General features: G+C 33.4%; 15 protein-coding genes. 11 read left to right on the forward strand and 4 right to left on the reverse strand.

The window, feature by feature from the left end; genetic code table 11:
* Nucleotides 1–233 precede the first annotated feature (233 nt).
* Together polA and D1818_RS11610 are read left to right on the forward strand one after the other, a co-directional pair.
* Complete coding sequence (gene polA / locus D1818_RS11605) at nt 234–3,062, forward strand: DNA polymerase I (protein WP_118459143.1); 2,829 nt, start codon at nt 234–236, stop codon at nt 3,060–3,062.
* A 65-nt stretch (nt 3,063–3,127) separates the two neighbouring features.
* A complete protein-coding gene (locus D1818_RS11610) occupies nt 3,128–3,958 on the forward strand; it encodes a TerC family protein (protein ID WP_118459145.1) in 831 nt (276 codons plus the stop codon).
* A gap of 96 nt (nt 3,959–4,054) precedes the next feature.
* Here D1818_RS11610 and D1818_RS11615 read toward each other — a convergent pair whose 3' ends face one another.
* Nucleotides 4,055–4,288, reverse strand: a complete 234-nt coding sequence (locus D1818_RS11615; protein ID WP_118459147.1) for a lipocalin family protein — start codon at nt 4,286–4,288, stop codon at nt 4,055–4,057.
* Between the two features lie 3 nt (nt 4,289–4,291).
* Complete coding sequence (locus tag D1818_RS11620) at nt 4,292–4,534, reverse strand: hypothetical protein (protein ID WP_118459149.1); 243 nt, start codon at nt 4,532–4,534, stop codon at nt 4,292–4,294.
* 274 nt (nt 4,535–4,808) lie between these two features.
* Here D1818_RS11620 and D1818_RS11625 point away from each other — a divergent pair, with 274 nt between their 5' ends.
* Nucleotides 4,809–7,232, forward strand: coding sequence for a T9SS type A sorting domain-containing protein (locus tag D1818_RS11625; protein ID WP_118459151.1), 2,424 nt, complete (start codon nt 4,809–4,811; stop codon nt 7,230–7,232).
* Nucleotides 7,233–7,341: 109 nt separating this feature from the next.
* Here the strand turns inward: D1818_RS11625 and D1818_RS11630 are convergent, their stop codons facing one another.
* Together D1818_RS11630 and D1818_RS11635 are read right to left on the reverse strand one after the other, a co-directional pair.
* Nucleotides 7,342–8,541, reverse strand: coding sequence for a serine hydrolase (locus tag D1818_RS11630; RefSeq protein ID WP_118459153.1), 1,200 nt, complete (start codon nt 8,539–8,541; stop codon nt 7,342–7,344).
* A gap of 79 nt (nt 8,542–8,620) precedes the next feature.
* A complete protein-coding gene (locus D1818_RS11635) occupies nt 8,621–11,314 on the reverse strand; it encodes a DUF5916 domain-containing protein (protein WP_118459155.1) in 2,694 nt (897 codons plus the stop codon).
* A gap of 275 nt (nt 11,315–11,589) precedes the next feature.
* Between D1818_RS11635 and rplM the strand changes: the two genes are divergently transcribed.
* The 8 genes from rplM to D1818_RS11675 all read left to right on the forward strand — a co-directional run bounded on the left by rplM (nt 11,590) and on the right by D1818_RS11675 (nt 21,335).
* The gene (rplM, locus tag D1818_RS11640; protein ID WP_108802254.1) at nt 11,590–12,045 is read left to right on the forward strand and encodes a 50S ribosomal protein L13; all 456 of its coding nucleotides are present in this window, start codon (nt 11,590–11,592) and stop codon (nt 12,043–12,045) included.
* Complete coding sequence (gene rpsI / locus D1818_RS11645; protein ID WP_108802255.1) at nt 12,045–12,431, forward strand: 30S ribosomal protein S9; 387 nt, start codon at nt 12,045–12,047, stop codon at nt 12,429–12,431. Before rplM ends, rpsI begins: the two co-directional genes overlap by 1 nt.
* 130 nt (nt 12,432–12,561) lie before the next feature.
* Nucleotides 12,562–13,404, forward strand: coding sequence for a 30S ribosomal protein S2 (rpsB, locus tag D1818_RS11650; RefSeq protein WP_118459157.1), 843 nt, complete (start codon nt 12,562–12,564; stop codon nt 13,402–13,404).
* 163 nt (nt 13,405–13,567) lie between these two features.
* Nucleotides 13,568–14,533 carry a translation elongation factor Ts gene (gene tsf, locus D1818_RS11655; protein WP_118459159.1) on the forward strand — a complete coding sequence of 322 codons (966 nt, stop codon included), beginning with the start codon at nt 13,568–13,570 and terminating at the stop codon, nt 14,531–14,533.
* A gap of 453 nt (nt 14,534–14,986) precedes the next feature.
* Nucleotides 14,987–15,694, forward strand: coding sequence for a UMP kinase (pyrH, locus tag D1818_RS11660; protein ID WP_118459161.1), 708 nt, complete (start codon nt 14,987–14,989; stop codon nt 15,692–15,694).
* Between the two features lie 51 nt (nt 15,695–15,745).
* On the forward strand, nt 15,746–16,309 hold the full coding sequence (gene frr / locus D1818_RS11665; RefSeq protein WP_118459163.1) for a ribosome recycling factor: 564 nt from the start codon (nt 15,746–15,748) through the stop codon (nt 16,307–16,309).
* A gap of 87 nt (nt 16,310–16,396) precedes the next feature.
* Entirely contained in the window at nt 16,397–18,838 is a 2,442-nt protein-coding gene (locus tag D1818_RS11670; protein WP_118459165.1) for a DUF5686 family protein, read from the forward strand.
* An 85-nt stretch (nt 18,839–18,923) separates the two neighbouring features.
* Complete coding sequence (locus D1818_RS11675; protein WP_118459167.1) at nt 18,924–21,335, forward strand: RND family transporter; 2,412 nt, start codon at nt 18,924–18,926, stop codon at nt 21,333–21,335.
* The last annotated feature ends 386 nt before the right edge of the window (nt 21,336–21,721 follow it).

Below are 21,721 nucleotides of genomic sequence, written 5' to 3' on the forward strand. Positions count from 1 at the left end.
ATTTTTTATTCGTACCTTCGTTTGACCATTTAATCATGGGGATTTACAAAAAAAATCTACTTTATTCAGAAAATATTACTATCGTATTTATAGCAATTGATAACATTGTTATCAATTTTATTTTGGGGCGAAATGCCGTCATTCATTGACGGCATTTCTTATTTAGTATAATTTTGAAACCATATTCATCAATCTTCTTTTTATATTGCATTTCTAAAAACTGAATACACACTATGTCACAAAAACGTCTTTTCCTTCTTGATGCTTTCGCGCTTATTTTTCGCGGATATTATGCTTTGATAAAAAACCCTAGAATCAATTCTAAAGGACAAGACACTTCGGCTGTCTTGGGATTTGTAAACTCGCTTTTTGACGTTATCAAAAGAGAAAATCCAGATCATTTGGCAGTTGCATTTGATAAACAAGGGAGTAAAGACCGTTTAGAAATATTTCCAGAGTATAAAGCCAATAGAGATGAGACTCCTGAGGCGATAAAAATTGCAGTCCCAATAATACAGGAAATCCTAAAAGCCATGCATATCCCTATTATAGAAAGAGCTGGTGTAGAGGCTGATGATTTAATAGGAACTATTGCTAAACAAGCTGAAAAAGAAGGCTATAAAACATACATGGTTACTCCTGATAAAGATTATGCGCAGTTAGTATCTGAAAATATTTTTATGTATCGCCCCGCACGAATGGGTAATGGTATTGAGATCTGGGGCATTCCCGAAGTACAAAAAAGATTTGAAGTAGAGCGTCCGGAACAGGTAATCGACTATTTAGGAATGATGGGAGATGCAGTAGATAATATTCCCGGTCTACCTGGTGTAGGAGATAAAACTGCTAAAAAGTTTATTGCTGCATATGGATCTATGGAAGGTCTTTTTGAAAACATCGATCAACTGAAGGGCAAAATGAAAGAAAAAGTAGCCGCTAACCAAGAATTAGGGATTCTATCTAAAAAATTAGCCACGATTATTCTTGATTGTGATGTAACTTTTAATGCAGAAGATTATGAAATTTCAAAACCTGATGCAAAAAAGGTTCAAGGAATTTTTGAAGAATTAGAGTTCAGAAGACTAACCGATCAATTTACCAAAATCTTCTTTCCTTCAGAAGCTGCCTCAACTCCCACAACTACTAGCTCGTCCTCTAAGAAACAGGCAGGACAAGCTGGAGCAGGTCAGTTCTCATTGTTTGGAGATAATCAAGAATCCAGTTCGTCATCCACCTCCTTTTCTAGTAGAAAAACAATTGCAAATACAGAACATTTTTATCAAAGTGTTGCTCCTGGAATGGCGATGAAATTATTCTTGCAAAATTTACTAAAACAAGAGAGTGTATGTTTTGACACAGAGACTACCGGTCTTGATCCATTAACAGCAGAATTAGTAGGTATTGCATTTTCTTGGGAGGCTGGAAAAGGATTTTATATCCCATTTCCAGAAGACCAAAAAGAAGCACAAGAGCTAATTGAACAAATACGACCCTTTTTTAAAGCTGAGAATATTATTAAAATTGGCCAGAACTTAAAATATGATATCAAAGTATTAGCCAAATATAACATGGAAGTAAAGGGGAAACTTTTCGATACGATGCTGGCTCATTATCTTATCAATCCTGATATGAGACATAATATGGATGTTCTTTCTGAAACTTACCTTAATTATACACCTGTTTCTATTACTGAGTTAATTGGAAAAAAAGGTAAAAATCAACTATCCTTTAGACAAGTTCCGGCAGAAAAGCAAACAGAATATGCTGTCGAGGATGCTGACATCACGTACCAGCTAAAAGAACATTTTGCTCCAGAACTTAATGATGCTAATATTCTGTCATTGTTTGAAGACATAGAAGTTCCTTTGTTACGAGTTCTTGCTGATATGGAAGTAGAAGGTATTAATCTAGATAAAGAATTTTTGCAATCGCTTTCTTCAACATTAGATAATGACATTAAAACTTTAGAATCCAAAATATATACTGAAGCTGGAGAAGAATTTAATATTGCTTCGCCAAAACAATTAGGAGTCATCCTTTTTGAAAAAATGAAATTAGTAGATAAACCAAAGAAAACCAAAACCGGGCAATATTCTACAGCAGAAGATGTACTATCATATCTTGCAAAAGATCACGAGATTATTCAAGATATACTGGATTTTCGAGGGTTATCAAAATTAAAGAGTACTTATGTCGATGCGTTACCTAATCAGGTAAACCAATCCACAGGTCGTGTCCATACAGACTATATGCAAACCGTTGCCGCTACGGGTCGCTTAAGTTCCAATAATCCCAATTTACAGAATATTCCGATCAGAACAGAACGTGGAAGACAAGTCAGAAAAGCATTTGTACCTAGAAATGAAGAATATACCTTACTAGCTGCCGATTATTCACAGATAGAATTAAGAATCATTGCTGCACTTAGTGAAGAAGAAACCATGATCAATGCTTTTAAAAGCGGAGAAGATATTCACGCGTCAACTGCTGCAAAAGTATTCAATGTTCCGCTTGAAGAAGTAACAAGAGAACAGCGTAGCAATGCGAAAACGGTAAACTTTGGAATCATCTATGGTGTTTCTGCCTTTGGATTAAGCAACCAAACAGATCTTTCTCGTAGCGAAGCCAAAGAATTAATAGACACCTATTATAAAACCTACCCTAAGCTTAGAAACTATATGAGTGAACAGGTAGATTTTGCAAGAGAAAATGGATATGTACAAACTGTTTTAGGAAGACGCAGATACCTTAAAGATATCAACTCTGCTAATGCAATAGTTCGAGGAGCAGCAGAACGAAATGCTGTTAATGCACCAATTCAAGGAAGTGCTGCGGATATTATCAAAATTGCCATGATCAATATTCATAAGAAACTAAAAGAAGGAAATTACAAAACCAAAATGCTACTGCAGGTCCATGATGAATTGGTTTTTGATGTATACAAAACCGAATTAGAATCGATACAATCCCTTATAAAATCAGAAATGGAAAACGCTTACTCCTTAGCTGTTCCTTTGGATGTGGACATGGGATTAGGAGATAATTGGCTGGAGGCACATTAAACAAGTGTAACTACTTCTAATAATTTTATACATATAAACATAACTAACTAAACAATATTTATTTTATGGAACAACTTTTTACACTAGACAGCCTATTTACACTATTAATGTTGGTATTATTACAAGCTGTTTTAGGTTTTGATAATCTCCTTTATATTTCTTTAGAATCCAAAAAAGCACCTGCCGAAAAGCAAAGCTTTGTTCGTAAGATGGGAGTTGGACTAGCTATTATCTTACGTATCGTATTACTTTTTGTATTAATGTCATTAATACAGTTTTTTCAGGATCCTTTTATTAGTCTGCACGATAATAGCATTATTGAATTTGAGTTTAATGTACATAGTATTATCGTTCTTGCCGGAGGTGTATTTATCATTTATACTGCTGTAAAAGAGATCTGGCATATGATGTTACTTCATGAACATGAAGCGGCTGAAAAAGAAAACAAGAAAAGTTCTACCAATAAAATCATTTTTTGGATCGTAATAATGAATTTAGTTTTTTCTTTTGATTCTATCCTAAGTGCTATGGCTCTTACCAGTCACATGGAATATATACCACAATTAATTTTGATGTCTATAGCTATCGTATTTGGAGGTGTTTTAATGATCGTTTTAGCAGATAAAGTATCTGATTTCCTTCAGAAAAACAGAATGTACGAAGTATTAGGTCTCTTTATTTTATTTATAGTAGGTATTATGTTATTATCAGAAGGTGGTCATCTAGCACATCTACATCTTTTTGAGAATGCAATCACCCCAATGAGTAAAACTACATTTTATTTTGTGATCATTGTATTAGTGATTGTTGACATTGTACAAGGACGTTATCAAAAAAATCTGTTGCTCAAAAAGAGCCAACAAGAATCTATGGCACAAAAAACAGAGGACAAATAGGCCCTAAGAACTCTATTTATTCTAAAATCTTATAAATCAAAAAGCGCTTCTTTTTCGAAAAAGAAGCGCTTTTTGATTTAAGTACACTCTAAATTATTATCTTGTAAACACCAATGCAACCGCTCCTAAATCTTCTACTTCATCTGTAAAAGAAAGTGTTGTATCCGTTAGTGTTATAGTTACTGTTTTTGAATCCAATCCTGTGCCAGCAAATGTTAATTCATTACCATCAAGACTCCATGTTCCTGTTTCATCCAGAATGACACCTGTACAATCAACAGTAACTACAAGCGGCACACCCAATTCCACATTGACATCAATCCCTGTCACTTCTTAACTATACATATTATCATTACTTACCGTAATAGTATCTTCAAAACAAGCTAGTTTTTCTAATAAATTAGTAAAAGCATTTCCATCCATATCTAGATCAACTGGTAATGCTTCAGAAGCAGAAGTAAGCTCCCAGGTCCCAACAAGAGAAACTATTGTAGGATCTCCCCCATCATCATCAGAGCTACAAGAAGTAAAAAATAGTGCAAAACAAATTGCGGGAAGAAAAAAATTGGTTTTCATAATTTTTAGAGTTTTAGTTAACAACCGTTTATTGTGAATTTTTAGTATCACAAAAAAAAACGATACAAAGATCTAAGGACATCTCTGTTTGCGCTTATTTTCGGGTAGTTGCAGCGAAAAATTGTCATAATCTAAAAAAAAACGAATAATCACAGTAACAAATTGGCTCTTTATGCAATTAAACTAATATAGTATCAAACAATTAAAATTGAGATTATTACAAACACCTAAAACTAATTTATTAATTTTGCCGACTATTAAAAAAAGCCCTAAAATGAAAAAACTATTACTCCTTGCCTTTTTGGCGCACACAACTTTTTCCTATTCGCAAACTAATTTAATCCAAAATGGAAACCTTGAAAACTGGACTTCAGGACAGTTAAATAATTGGACACTACAAGAAGGAAATATTACTCAAAACCAAGTCGAAGTTACTAGTGGAAATAGTAGTGCATTATTTATCGAAAGCGCCACTAAACCAAAAATTGTAGCTTCTAGTTACATCTTGGAGAGTGGAAAAATGTACAGACTAAGTTTCGATTACAAAGTAAAATCCGGGAGCTCATCGTTTGGACAACAAGTTATTAGTTATAAATATGGCGCCGCTGATTTTGACCCATATAATTCATCAAGTTCTATCCCTCAAAATTTTGAATGGAACACGGTTAATAAAGAAATAACTCCAACAACTACAGAAGAGTGGTACTTTGAAATAAGTATAGCTTCATTTATCAATGATGATTTTGAAGTCTATATTGATAATATTCAAATTTTTGATGTTAATGAACCTATTCCTGAAAGAGATGCTCTTGTAGCACTATATAACGCCACAGATGGAGCCAACTGGTCTGATCCGTGGGATCTTTCTACAGACTATAGAACATGGAACGGATTAACTTTTGACGAAAACGGAAAGGTATCCGAAATTTCATTATTTGGTCAAGGAATGAATGGTTCCATTCCTCCTGAAATAGAAGATTTAACTGAACTTAAAAATCTATTTATTGCAGCAGAAGAAAATTTAACAGGTCCTATTCCTTCTGAAATTGGTAATTTAACGAAATTGGAAAGTTTAAATTTTTTTGGAAATAATTTATCTGGAGAAATACCATCTTCAATAGGAAATTTATCAAATCTAAAAGTTATAGATTTTCAAAAAAATAATTTAACAGGAGCTATACCATCTTCAATAGGAAATTTACCTAATTTAATAAGACTAAATTTAAGAGAAAATGAGCTAAACGGAAATATACCTCCGGAGATTGGAAATTTGTTTTTATTAACAACACTTGATATAACCAACAATGAATTAAACGGAAATATACCTGCTGAAATTGGAAGTTTATCTTCATTAACTGCACTTAGCCTAAGTAATAATGAACTAAGTGGAAGTATACCTCCTGAGATTGGAAATTTAATCAACCTTGAATCGCTTTGGTTGAACTCTAATAACTTAAACAATGAAATACCAGATGATTTAGGAAACCTAACTAAACTCAATGTTCTATCTTTATTTAGAAATAAATTAACAGGAAGTATTCCGGACACCTTCGGAAACCTAGCTAATTTAAATAATCTAAACCTTTCGATTAATGAACTAGAAGGTAACATCCCGAACTCAATATGGTCGTTAAAGATGCTTAATAGTATTTTACTTGATACAAACAATTTTACAGGATCAATATCAAGTGACATAGGTAACTTAACTAATTTATACCGTTTAAGTATTGGGCAAAATGATATATCAGGAACTTTACCGAATGAAATTTGGTCTTTAACAAACCTTACGCATTTACAACTAAATGGTTTGACAAACTTAAACCTTTGGCAAATACCAGAAACTATAAACAATCTAACTAATCTAAAGGTATTTGACGCTTCATACACCAATATCACTGGAATAATTCCTGATGTTCTTAATCTTTTACCTTCTTTAGAAGATTTGCTATTGCAAGGCAATGAAATATCTGGGAACGTCCCTTCTTCACTTTCTTCATTAACTAATCTAAGAAGAATTAATCTCTCCAGTAACAAAATATCAGGATCATTACCTACCATTAATTCTACCAATATTTCAAGTTTTTTTATAACTAATAACAACTTAGTTTTTTCTGATATAGAAGGCATATTAGAAAACTATAATACAAATATTGATTATTTTAATTACTCCCCTCAGTCAAAAATTGATACAGAAGAAGTCATTGTACTAAATGAAGGGGAGGAAACCACTCTATCTGTAGAAACTACACAAAACCCTAACAATCTATATCAATGGCGTAAAAATAACGTAGAGATTGAAAGTGCAACTGAACGCTCTTTTACAATTTCAAATTCAAGTTCTCTTGATGTTGGAGCCTATGACTGTATAGTTACAAATAATAATGTTCCTGATTTAGCATTAATTAGAAACAAAATAATACTTAATGTTAATGTTACTCTAGGAATTGAGGATTTCGATACTGCAGGAATTAAAGCGTATCCAGTTCCTACAAAAGATCAACTTGTTTTATCCTTAGGAGCGATTAACGGAGAGCACATTACCGCTTCACTTTACGGAATGTTAGGAAATAAAGTTTTCGAACAAAAGAATCTAACAGATAACCAAACATTAGATTTTTCTTATTTACAAAGCGGAACTTATATTTTAAAGCTACAAACAAATACAAAGACCTATGTGTCTAGAATTTTAAAGCAATAAAGTTTTAAAATTAGATAACAAAAAAATAAGCTCTGAGTTTTCAGGGCTTATTTTATTTATAGGTTACAACTTGAAATAATTTTCAATATTACATTATGGAAATATTAATTCATCTTTTAGAAACATCAGCAAAAAAGTCATAGTAATTTAAAAAAGTGGGGATCACAGGACCATTAAAAGGGTTAGGACCATTAAATAAAACACAAACTCCTATCTTATTTTCTGGATCTATCATTAATTGTGTTTTATACTGATTCACATTTCCACCGTGATAAATGATAGTTCTATCTCTATAATCCAATACTCTCCAACCTTTCGCATAGTAAGAATCTGTAACACCATCCCACAAATTAACATAGGTGTCTTTTTGACTCGTACAAATCATTGGGTTAAAAACTTCTGTCAGGCTTTCTTTAGAAATTATATCAGGACGGTATCCTAGGAGTACTTTTAAGTATTCTGCCATATCAGAAATAGAGGCATTTATACCACCTGCAGCAGCTACATTATAATAGTTTCTATGAAGATTTGTTAACGAATATTTTTTAGAATAATGATTCCATTTATGAGGTAAAGCTACATTAGTATTTTGCTTAATATCTGCAAAGGTACTGGAAGCATTTTCCATTCCCGCTGGTATGAACAATCGTTCTTTAAGCAAAGCTTCAAAGGATTTTTCTGTTGCATTTTCCATCACCTTCTCTACTACCGAAAAAACAGCATTCTGATATTCATAATCCGTTCCTTCTTTGGCAACAACTCCATTTCTCTTAAAGTTAGAAATAATACTCGTTAACGGTAGACCTTTATGTATAAGTTTAGAGTTCGTATATTTATATAATCCAGCCGTATGAGACAAAAGGTGATTTACTTTCAATCTTTTAGCCTGCGCTTTATCTTTAAGGTCAAAAGATTTTACAGATTTATTTACACTTTGCCCCCATTGCAATTCATTATTATCTACCAGATTTCCGGCTAAAACAGAAGTTACTCCTTTGGATAAACTTGCAATCCTAAAAACCGTATTGACATCCACAGAATCCGTTGTATGAATTTCTTTTACACCAAAACCTCTTTTGTAAATTACTGTAGAATCCTTAACAATCACTATGGCTGCACCAGGACATTCTGAGATATTAAAATTAGTTGCAAAAAATTTCTCATAATGATCAAGAAAAAACGACAAAGAGTCTATCTTTTCCGTTTCTGGTTTTTGTTTTTGATCTAAAACCACCTCTTTTTCCTCCATCTTAGAAGTTGTGCACCCAATAATGCATAAAGAAATAAAAAAGCCTATAATTTTTTTCATACAGCAACAATCTTAATTGCTGCAAAATACATTTAAAAAAACCTTTTGTAAAAACTTTCTTAGCACCTTTTTTGGATTTTTACAAGACAAATCTGTATGTTGCTTTGATTAAAAACGTATTCTCTGGTTGTTGATCCAAAATTTGATTATCTAAACTTCTAAACAAATGATCTCCTGGATCTCCAAAACTAGTAACTCCTTGTGACCATACTAGAAAAATTTCTGACCCAGGAATATACTCCCATCTTAATACAAGATTGGATCTAAACTGTACAAATGCAAAATCAGGATTATCAAAGGTATAATCCACTCCACCACCATCTTCATCTACCGAATACACATCATCCGCAAAGGAAATTTGATCATCATCAAATAAAGTCACCCTTTCATCCAAATCCGAAGCTATAGAATTATTAACATAATTAAAATCTTTATATGTACCTCTGGAAATAAAAGGTTGGCCGTAATATTGAATAGTAAGATTAGGATTAATATTATAATTGAGTCGAATACTAGCGCTCAATGTTTGCTGATCAATTCTGGCAGTAATATACCTTGGTGTTCCTGCGAAATCGACTTCGGTCACATATTGAGTTTTATTAGGGTTTCTCTCGAATTCCGGGTTTATAGACATACTAAATGCATTAAAAGGCTGATACCTAAGCCTAAGCACATATCGCTGAAAAGAAAAATTATTCTGTTGTGCCTGAGAATTTACATGCCCCATTGTGAAACTGAACTTCTTCCTTTGATCAGAACCAAAAAATAATACTCCTATGTTTTCTTCTGAAAACCGGAAACGTGGTCCTCCACGCAAAATCGTATTCGTAAAAATCCTAGGTTTATGAATATACTCTACCTCTGTCCACCAATTATTACTATAATTCATGTATCCGCTAAGACCATACTGTATCCTATTATAATTTCCTTCAAAATCAAATGTAGAAAATTGATTAAAATTAATATTCCCTCTTCTATACCATTTTGTAGGCTTTAAGAACAAATAACGAACATTGGCAAACTGTCTAATTTCATCTGCCTGTCTCAGAAAACCAACGTCGTTTAATTCTAATTCAGGAGAACGCCAAAACAATCCACCTTCATATCTCCAATTTCCACCTCCGGTTTTCCCTCCGATCAATTTACCTCCTGTACCGGTTAACGAAGTACGGTTAGGATCAACTTCTACATGATCCGCATCCACTCTCTGAAAAAGGTGTGTTAACTCATTTTGTGTTGCCTCAATAGCTTCTTTAGATCCTTCTACGTGACTCGTTACAATATTCCCCTCAATAAAGTATTTTCTATCTTTCCAGTTGTGTCTAAAATCTAGCCCTCCAGTGTAGGCAGATTTTCTCAAAAAGTTTAAATTATTTTCTCTTACCCCTACCAATTCTGATGTTTCATCAGTATCCGGATTATCATAATCTATATTTAATATATCGCCCAAATTTCTATTAACAGCTGTAAAGATGCCTCCAATATATGTGTTGCGATCATTAAAATCTTTTTGTACTCTACCTACAAAATAGTTTGTTAGTGGCTCTACAATTGTTTCTCTTCTATTTCCATCAGCGTCTTCAATTTTAGCTATTTCTCTCTCTGTAACACTTTCCAAAATACCAATAGACCACCCATTTTTCGTTTTACCGCTAAACTTAGCAGCTCCTAAAATAGTAGTGTTATTAGGTCTATCCATATATTCAGTGACGATTGGGCTTGATCCTATAGAACCTTGAGGACTTCTTCCTATTCTTCTGGAATAAAACACATTATCTTGCCCATTAGCAAACCTATAGTCAAAAATATTTTTATTCTCCACAAAAAATGGTCGTTGTTCTCTAAAAAAAATCTGAAAACCATCCAAAGCGATAGCCGCGGGATCCGCTTCCACCTGTCCAAAATCAGGATTCACTGTTAAATCCATTGTAAGATCATTAGTGATACCTATTTTGGCATCCAATCCTCCATTTAATTTAAAATTATCTCCATCTCTAAAAGGATTGCCATCTTCTTCAGGAAAAGTATCATATTGTACAACTCCAAAAGGCTGAATCTCTAGTTGTCTCTGTGGTTCGATATTGATCAAACCATGTAATTCTCCAAATTCACTAACCCATCCTGGCGCATCTTGTGGAACACGTTGCCATACGGATCTTTCTTCTTTTCTAAAAAATCTTCGAGTTAACTGAAGACCCCAAATTTGTTCTTTACTTTTACCAAACTTTAATTGACTTAATGGAATTTTTACCTCGGCAGTCCATCCTTCATCATCAATATTAGTAGCAGTATACCAAATGGGATTCCAACTGCCATCCCAATTGTTTCCATTCTCTGATATAAATTCGTCTCCTTTTACACCTGCCGCGGTTATTGTAAACGAGAATCCAGTTCGCTTATCGTGATAACTGTCCAAATTAATCTCTACCCAATCCCCAGCAAAACCATCTCTCCTAGATAATCTTTTTTCAATTTTATCTGGTTCCGTATCATAACAGCGATATGCGATGTAAAGATATTTCTGGTCATATAGTATTTTAAATTTAGTCTGCTGACTTGGTGGAGTATTCTCGTCCGGTTGATTCTCGATAAAATCACCAGACCATTCAACCAAATCCCAACTCGGCTCTTCTATTATGCCATTAATTGTTGGTACTTCTGACCCATTAAGAGGTTTGGTAGTATAGACTCTTTTTTTTACAACTGTAGAATCTTGTGCATTGATAAATAATGTGAAAAAGAAGGCTCCTAACACTTGTAGAGTGTACTTCATGATGATTAGTTTTGTTGATTGATGTTTAAATGAATGACTCAAATTATGAATCTTTGTCACAGTTCGCACACTTATTTAATAAAAAATTAACACCAAAGAGAAGTTTTAAGAGTTAGAACAATAAAAAAACATCCTATAATCGATCTACCTGAAAACCAATGAATCATCTTCTTGAAATAATATCAATTACCTATTTGCTATATAAATATATAATTGTACATTTGCACCCCTATTTTATATAGGAAAGGAATGTTTAATTAGTAAAATTAGTTAGTGTGGACACATTAAGTTACAAGACAGTATCTGCCAATAAGGCAACCGTTTCTAAAGAATGGTTACATATAGATGCTGAAGGACAGACTTTAGGACGTCTATCTTCTGTAGTAGCAATACTATTAAGAGGAAAGCATAAGCCTAACTTTACCCCACACGTTGATTGCGGTGATAATGTAATTATTACAAACGCCGAAAAAATCAACTTAACAGGAAAAAAGTGGACAGATAAATCGTATATCCGTCATACTGGTTATCCTGGAGGGCAAAGGAGTCTTACTGCTCAGGAGTTATTTGACAAAAACCCAGAGCGTTTAATCGAAAAAGCGGTAAAAGGAATGTTACCTAAAAACAAATTAGGAGCAGCTTTATTCCGTAATTTAAAGGTACATGCTGGAGCAACTCACAATCAAGAAGCTCAGCAACCGAAAACTATTAACTTAAAAGAATTTAAGTAATGGAAGTTATTCACAAAATTGGCCGTAGAAAAACGGCTGTAGCTCGAGTTTACCTTAAAGAAGGTTCTGGAAAAGTTACGATCAACAAAAAAGATCTTAATGATTACTTTCCTACTGCTACATTACAATACAAAGTGAACCAACCTTTTGCCTTAACCGACAATGAGGAAAAGTTCGATGTAAATGTAAATGTATATGGTGGTGGTATTACAGGACAAGCTGAAGCAATTCGTCTTGCGATATCCAGAGCAATGTGCGAGTTAGATCAAGAGAACAGAACAGTCCTTAAACCAGAAGGTTTATTGACCAGAGATCCTAGAATGGTAGAGCGTAAGAAATTCGGACAGAAGAAAGCTCGTAAGAAATTCCAGTTCTCTAAACGTTAATTTATTAAAACAGTATTTGTTGTTATCCCCTATTATAGGGAGTTAGTTTAGCATCTAAATATTCAAGGCCATATCAAAACGATAGCCACTTGGGTATTGCTAATTCAACAGAACGTAAACTATTACAAAAATGGCAAACAATATCGAAGTAAAAGACTTACTTGATGCAGGTGTACATTTTGGTCACCTGACAAGAAGATGGGATCCTAATATGGCACCGTATATTTATATGGAGCGTAATGGCATTCACATCATTAACCTATATAAAACAGCTGCAAAAATTGATGAAGCTAGTGAAGCTTTAAAGAAAATAGCAGCTTCTGGTAGAAAAATCCTTTTTGTTGCTACCAAGAAACAAGCAAAAGAAATCGTTGCTGAAAAAGCAGCAAAAGCTAACCAACCATACATCACAGAAAGATGGCCTGGTGGAATGCTTACTAATTTCGTTACTATCCGTAAAGCTGTAAAGAAAATGGCTGCTATTGATAGAATGAAAAAAGATGGTACTTTCAACACTTTATCTAAGAAAGAGCGTTTACAAGTAGATCGTTTAAGAGCTAAATTAGAAAAGAACTTAGGTTCTATCTCTGATATGACTCGTCTACCTGGTGCATTATTTGTTGTAGATATTACTCGTGAGCACATCGCGGTAAAAGAAGCTCAAAAATTAAACATTCCTATTTTCGCAATGGTAGATACAAACTCTGACCCACGTCAGGTACAGTATGTTATCCCTGCAAATGATGATGCTTCTAAATCTATCGACAAAGTAATGACATACGTTAGTGATGCTATTATCGAAGGATTAAGTGAAAGAAAAGCTTCTAAAGAGGCGCCAAAAGCAGAAGCACCTGCTAAAGCTGAAAAGGCACCCGCTAAAACCGAAGCTCCTGCAGCACCAGTTGTAGAGGCTCCTGCTAAAACCGAAGAAGCACCAGCAGTAACTGAAGCTGCTAAGCAAGAAGAAGAATAAACATTCATTGATTGCTTTCAATCATTAAAATTACAAGTTAAAGTATAAGTTCTTAAAACTTAACTTTAATATAAAATTAATGAGTCGTTTAGTTCTTTACTTTCGTAGTAATCATAACTAAACGACTTATTTTTTTACACAAACACATTAAATATTTAAAGATATGGTTAAGATAACCGCCGCAGAAGTTAATAAATTAAGAAAAGCTACAGGTGCAGGAATGATGGACTGCAAAAAAGCATTAGTTGAAGCTGAAGGAGATTTCGACAAGGCTATAGATGTATTACGTAAGAAAGGACAGAAAGTTGCAGCTAAAAGAGCAGATCGTGATTCATCTGAAGGAGCTGCTATTGCCAAAATCAATGCGGATAACACTGTTGGTGTATCTATAGTTCTAGGTTGTGAAACAGATTTCGTTGGTAAAAACGAAAGTTTTGTAGCGCTAGCAAATGAATTAGCAGAATCAGCATTAAATCATTCTTCTAAAGAAGAATTTTTGGCTTCAGATTTTGGAGGAATGACTGTTGCAGAAAAATTAGTTGAACAAACTGGTGTTATTGGTGAGAAATTAGAAATTAATGCATTTTCTAGATTAGAAGCTCCTTATGTTGGTTCATACGTTCATATAAACAAAATCGCTGCTCTAGTTGGACTTTCTTCTAAAGTAGACAAGTCTGATGTATTAGCTAAAGATTTAGCTATGCAGATTGCTTCTATGGGTGCTACAACGCTTTCTTATAAAGATTTTGATCCAGCTTATGTAGCTTCAGAAACTGAAGCTAGAATTGCTGTAATCGAAAAAGATAACGAAGAATTAGGTCGTTTAGGTAAAACATTGAAAAATGTACCTCAATACATATCAATGTCTCAACTAACTCCTGAAGTTTTAGCAAAAGCAGAAGAAGATGCAAAAGCAGAACTAAAAGCAGAAGGTAAACCAGAACAAATATGGGATAGAATTCTTCCTGGAAAAATGGAAAGATTTATTTCTGACAACACTACACTGGATCAGGAGCAATGTCTTCTTGATCAAAATTTTATCAAAGATGAAAAAATCAATGTTGCTAAGTATGTTAAATCATATGGAGATGTTGAAGTAACTGGATTTGAAAGAGTAACCCTAGGTTAACATCTTTAGATAAGACACAATTTATTCAGTAAAAACAAAAAGCCGCTTCAATTGAAGCGGCTTTTTTCATCATTTTTCGAAATATCTTTTATTAGTATTTAAAACGCTTTTCTAAACATTCTGGACCCCTCCAAAATGCTACCCCAAAAAAGACTAACTCCCCAATCAGTCTAGAATACACATTACACTTTCGTGAGCATGTAAATTCATAAAAAACATTTCAATACTAATTCAAAAATATTCCTCATCTCCCCCATTTTTGTTTTCCTTTTACAAACGTATAACATTATACAAAGCCAATCAATAGGGGCATTAGGGGAAAAGAACCCTTTTTCAATACCAACACTACACTTTTAACATTTTCATCTAATTTCAGAAAGATTTACCTTTAGTTATTAAAGTATTTTCTAAATTAAGAATATCATTATATTTGCACCACAGTTCAAGCAAATGATGAAATACAATAGAATATTACTAAAATTATCAGGTGAAGCCCTGATGGGAGAGCGTCAATATGGTATTGACCCAAAAAGATTAGCGGAATATGCTAATGAAATCAAACAAATAACTAATGAAGGCGTAGAAGTAGCTATAGTTATAGGTGGTGGTAATATTTTTAGAGGTGTTGCTGGCGCTAGTAAAGGTATGGATAGAGTTCAAGCAGATCATATGGGAATGCTAGCAACTGTTATCAATGGCTTAGCACTGCAAAGCGCATTAGAAGATGCCGATATACCTACAAGGCTTCAATCTGCCATAAAAATTAATGAAGTAGCAGAACCATTTATCAAAAGAAGAGCTATTAGACACTTAGAAAAAGGAAGAGTAGTGATTTTTGGAGGAGGAACAGGTAATCCTTATTTCACAACAGATTCTGCAGCTGTATTAAGAGCCATAGAAATCAATGCAGATGTAATCCTTAAAGGGACAAGAGTAGATGGAATCTATACTGCAGACCCAGAAAAAGATTCTCAAGCTACTAAATTTGATTTCATTACATTTGATGATGTTTTAAGAAAAGGACTTAAAGTGATGGATACAACAGCATTTACTTTAAGTCAAGAAAATGAATTACCAATTATAGTTTTTGATATGAATAAAACCGGGAACTTATTAAAAGTTATTTCGGGAGAATCTATTGGAACAAAAGTAAACCTATAAGAATAGTGGCTCGTTTTTTGATCGACTAATAAACAAAAGAACTATATTAAGATGAACGAAGAAGTAAATTTCATTCTGGATTCAACTAAAGAATCTATGCAGGGCGCAATAGCTCATTTAGAAAAACAATTAATTGTAATTAGAGCAGGAAAAGCATCTCCTGCCATGCTTAGCGGTGTTATGGTGGAATATTACGGAAATCCTACTCCATTAAATCAAGTAGGAAACGTAAATACACCTGACGCTAGAACAATTACGATACAGCCTTTTGAGAAATCTTTAATTCAGGAAATCGAGAAAGCAATTTTAGCAGCTAACCTTGGCTTTAACCCTATGAATAATGGAGAAAGTGTAATCATAAGTGTGCCTCCATTGACTGAAGAACGCCGTAGAGACCTTGTAAAACAAGCGAAAGCTGAAGCTGAAGACTCAAAAGTTGGCGTACGTAATGATCGTAAAAACGCCAATAACGATATTAAAAAATTAGAAAAAGATGGACTATCTGAAGATATGGCTAAAAACACCGAGGCAGATATCCAAAAATTAACTGATACGTATATCAAGAAAATTGACGACATGCTGGCTGTCAAAGAAAAAGAGATTATGACAGTCTAATTTATATTAAACACCTAAAACAGAAGTGTTTTCTTACACAAAAAAACACTTCTGTTTACCTTCAATTTTTATGAATCAATTCGGATAATGCAAAACAAACTCTTCTGTTTACTATTTTTTACCCATTTTGTTTTACTATCCCAAATTAGCATTACCGGAAAGGTAATTGACCAAAGCACCAACCAACCACTACCTTTTGCTACGGTAAAAACAGATCACAACTCTTATGCACTAACTTCTTCAAAAGGTGAGTTTGTAATAAGATGTGATAGTTACCCTGTTAATTTAACGATAAGTTATATCGGGTATAAAAAGAAAAACTTTTCTATTAAATCCGAAGATATCGTAAAAGTAGAGATTCAACTTTCTCCTAAGCAAGAAAATTTAGAAACGGTACGACTAGATGTTCCCGGAAGTATTGCCTCTAACATTATTAAACAAGCTATTATCAACAAAAACGATAATAACCCAAATAAAACTTTACAAAATTATAGCTACAAAAGTTATAACAAGTTTAAAATTACTGAAGATAATCAGGCAAGATTCGAAACTCCAGATACTACAAGAGCAGATATGGAACGTATCTTTAACGATGCTCATTCTTTTCTTTCTGAAAAAGTAAGCCAACATCAGTTTAACAAAGGACGTGATGAAAAGGAAACTGTTCTTGCCTCTAGAATGACCGGATTTAATAAACCAGTATATAATGTACTGGGAATCAAAATTCAATCTAACTCGTTATATCAGGAAAATTATGTAATCTTTAATAACCGATATGCCAGTCCTTTATCTAACAGAGCTCTTAAAAATTATTATTATAAAGTACTAGACACTACGCAAGGCAAAAGACCTGCGTATGTAATACTCTTTCAACCAAGGCGATCCAAAAAAATAGCAAGTCTTGAAGGAGTTTTATATCTAGATATGAAAACATTAGCCATCCAGAAAGCAGTTGCAGAATTAAGAGGAGAACTTAACGTTATGGTAACCCATGATTTTGAATACAATACCGAAGAAAAGTTATGGCTTCCGCGAAATCAGGAAGTGACTATCAGACCTGGTATCGGAAAACAAAAAGTTACTTTATTTGGAGGCCAAATATCAGTTGGTAGATTAGGAAATGATCAGAAAAGTTTTACAGGCAACAACGACTTCTTAATTTCTAAAACGGATTTCTTTGATTATACAATCAAACCAGATTCTAAGATTAAACTCCAACAATCCGCGATTGAAATAGCTCCTGAAGCCACTACTCGAAGTGAAGAATACTGGAATACGTACAGAACAACTGCCATTACAGAAAAAGATTTAAAATCCTTTCCTATCGTGGACAGTATTGTTCAAGCACAGAACATAGAGCGAAGAATAGATGTTATCCAGAGTTTTAATATTGGATACTACCCTGTTGGATTTTTCGATTTTGACCTAACTTACCCTATAAAATACAATAATTTTGAAGGATTACGTCTAGGACTTGGTGGACTAACAAATGAGAAGTTTTCTAAACGGTTTCGCGCAGAAGGTTATCTCGTTTATGGCTTTAGAGATGGTAAGTTTAAATTCGGACTAGGTGGTGGAGTCTTACTAAATAAGGATTCAGGATCTTGGTTAAATGTAAATTATACGGATGACCTTAAAGAAGTTGGTAGTTTCTTTTATTTAACAGATAGGCGCGTATACTCCTTATTCGAACCACGATTGGTAAATATAGATTTCTACTACAAACACAGAACCTGGAGCACAAGTTTACAGCATAGGATTTTACCTAAATTATTATCAGAAACTCAGATTTCCGTGAGTAACATTGATCAAACTGGTGGTTACCGGTATTTTAATGATGGTAATTTATTCTCACAATATAAAACTGCAGAATCTACTATAGCCCTTAGATGGAGCCCATTCAGTAAGTTTCTAAAAACACCTAATGGTTATAAAGAAATACAAGATGGATATCCAAAAATCACAGCCCAATACACTCAAGGGTACAAGGGGATATTTGATAGTGATTTTAATTATAGTAAAATAGGAATTAAAGCAGAATATATAATCAACCGTCTTAACCAATCGAGCACAAGTTTATTATTAGAAGCGGATATCGCAAGTGGTGATGTACCACTTACACACTTGTATCACGCATATCCAAATGCTCCGACCAAAGAAACTGTTTTTCAGAGGTTTTCTGTAGCAGGCCGCAGAAGTTTCGAAACTATGTATTTTAGTGAGTTTTTTAGTGACCGACTTGCTACTTTACAAATAAGACATAGATTAAGACCCTTTAAAATAGCTAGTTGGCTTAAACCAGAGATGGTATTAATCACTAGATATGCAATCGGAGATGTAAGCAATAGCGATAAACACCTCGGCGTTAATTTCAATTCTCTTCAACAAGGTTATCAGGAATCCGGATTCGAAATAAATAAACTTTTTGCTGGTTTTGGACTAAGTTTCGCTTACCGTTATGGAGCATATCACCTACCAAAGATTGAGGATAATATCGCCTTCAAATTCACTTTTTACCTAAAGCTTTAACACATTTTTATTTATTAATTTTCTTTTGATTTTTTTTTAAGTATTAAAAACTCAAATTCTTACATTTGCACCAGGAAAATAGAGAATGGCAAAGTTATTAACTTTCGGGTTTTGGAATACATTAGCTGGAATTATACTCCGTAATAGAGCAATAATATTCATAATTATTATCGGTATAACCGTTTTTTTTGGCTTTCAGTGGAAAAATATGCGTTTTTCTTTTTCTGAAGCTAATCTTCTTCCTGATGATCACGAAGTAAATATAAAATACCAAGAGTTTCTAGATAAATTTGGAGATGAGGGTAATCTTATTGTAATGGCAGTAAATGATAGCTCTCTTTTTACTCCAACAAAGTTAAAAGCCTGGAATGATTTTAACGATTCATTCAAACAATTTAGTGAGATCGATCTGGTAATTTCTGTTAGTGATTTAAAAACACTGAAAAAAGAAAATAATCCCGCTAGATTCGAACTTGTATCCTTCATAAAAGACAGTATCTATACCGAGAAGAACGTTGCTGAATACCAGGATGAATTGTTTAACAAATTACCCTTTTACGAAGGACTCATCTATAGCAATAAATCCAACACCATACAAAGTGCAATTTATCTTAATAAAGATATTGTAAATACAATTGTAAGAAAAAAGTTTATTGAAGATGTTTTAAACCCTAAAGTTATAGAATTCGAAGAGAAATTCGGTATGGACGTTAAAGTCTCTGGTATGCCATATATCAGAACAATGAATTCTCAGAATATCATGGACGAGATTCAGATATTCATTTTAGCAGCATTACTGGTTACATCATTGATCTTCTTTTTCTTTTTTAGATCATTCAGAGCTACTTTTATATCGATGACTGCAGTAATTATAGGGGTAATGTGGGCGTTTGGATTACTAGGACTTTTAGAATATGAAATTACGGTTCTTACAGCAATAATACCGCCACTAGTAATCGTCATTGGAATTCCGAACTGTATTTTTTTAATCAACAAATATCAGCAGGAAATAAAAAAACACGGTAATAAAGCAAAATCTCTTCAGCGTGTTATTACTAAGGTAGGAAATGCAACATTAATGACTAATGTCACCACTGCTGCAGGTTTTGCTACATTTGCTTTAACCGAAAGTAAGTTACTAAAAGAGTTTGGTATTGTAGCCGCATTAAATATTATAGCACTATTTATTCTTTGTTTACTGGTTATTACAATTATCTACAGTTATATGCCTCAACCCAAAGAAAGGCATCTAAAACATTTAGGGAAAAGATGGGTTGAAACCTTGGTTAACTGGATGGAACACGTTGTTAAAAACCAAAGAATAACCATTTACATCTCCTCTATTGTTATACTGATTGCAAGTATTATTGGAATTTATACAATAAAAGTTTCTGGAAGTTTATTAGAAGACATGCCCAAATCAGCAGGTTTTTTTAAAGACATTCAGTTTTTTGAAGATGAGTTTGATGGTATCATGCCATTAGAAATATTAATAGACACAAAGCGTAAACAAGGAGTTCTGAAACTACCTACGTTGCGGAGAATGGAACAATTAGAAGAACTACTTGAAGAAACACCAGAGCTATCTAAACCTATTTCCATTGTTAACTTAGTAAAATATGCTAAGCAAACGTACTATAATGGAAATCCAAAATATTACCAACTACCTACAAGCCAGGAACGAAATTTTATTCTGCCATATGCTAAAAGTTTCGAATCCGAAGCTGGGGCTATGAATAGTTATGTGGACTCTACCGGTCAGTACGCTAGAATAACTACATTTATGAAAGATGTAGGCACTGAAGAAATGGAACGAATAGAAGCCAATCTCGCTCCAAAATTAGAGAAATTATTTCCTAAAGATCGTTATGAAGTAACTTTTACGGGCAAAGCACTAATCTTCCAGAAAGGAACAACATATTTAGTATGGAATCTTATATTCTCTTTAGGATTAGCTATTATACTAATAGCACTATTTATGGCTTGGATGTTTAGATCAGTTAAAATGATTGTTATATCATTAATACCTAACCTACTTCCTTTATTAATGACTGCTGGCTTAATGGGATTCTTAGGAGTTCCTATAAAACCATCAACGATATTAGTTTTTAGTATCGCTTTTGGTATCTCTGTAGATGACACTATACATTTCTTAGCAAAATATCGACAAGAACTAAAATCTAATCACTGGAGAATTCGTAAATCGGTTTTTGCCGCATTAAAAGAAACCGGAGTTAGCATGTTTTACACTTCTACTGTTTTATTCTTTGGTTTCTCAGTATTTATGATTTCGAGTTTTGGAGGAACCAAAGCTTTAGGTGGATTAGTTTCTGCAACGTTATTATTTGCAATGTTAGCTAATTTATTATTATTGCCATCATTATTACTTTCTTTAGAAAGAAGTATCGCGAACAAAAAGACATTGAAGGAGCCTGCATTAAAAATTATTGCAAGTGACGATGATGATGAACTTACCGAGGAAGAAGAAAAGCAATAAAAATTTAAGCTATTTACTTACTTAAAAAAAGAAGTCTCGCCAGTAAACTAGCGAGACTCCGTGTAAGATAGATTACCCCAAAACCTATCGAACTAAACTTAACGTAAACACAATCGTCATAATTGCATATGCAAGATACATTCCCTTTTTGTATTTTGAAACCCCTTCATGGGGGGGATTTCCCCCTTTTGTTAAAATAAATATTGTTTTAACATTTTTTTTGTAGTCTAAAAATTACACAAAAAAATACATATTACTGATAAACATATATTTATGATATAAAATTTTGTAAGAATTTTTATTTGAATTTTACAAACTATCTTAAAAAAAAGTGATTTTTTCCCTCAAAAACCCTCTTTTTATGGTTTTAACATAGAATTACTCTA

Origin of the sequence: Aquimarina sp. BL5 (assembly GCF_003443675.1) — a bacterium.
Lineage (GTDB): Bacteria > Bacteroidota > Bacteroidia > Flavobacteriales > Flavobacteriaceae > Aquimarina.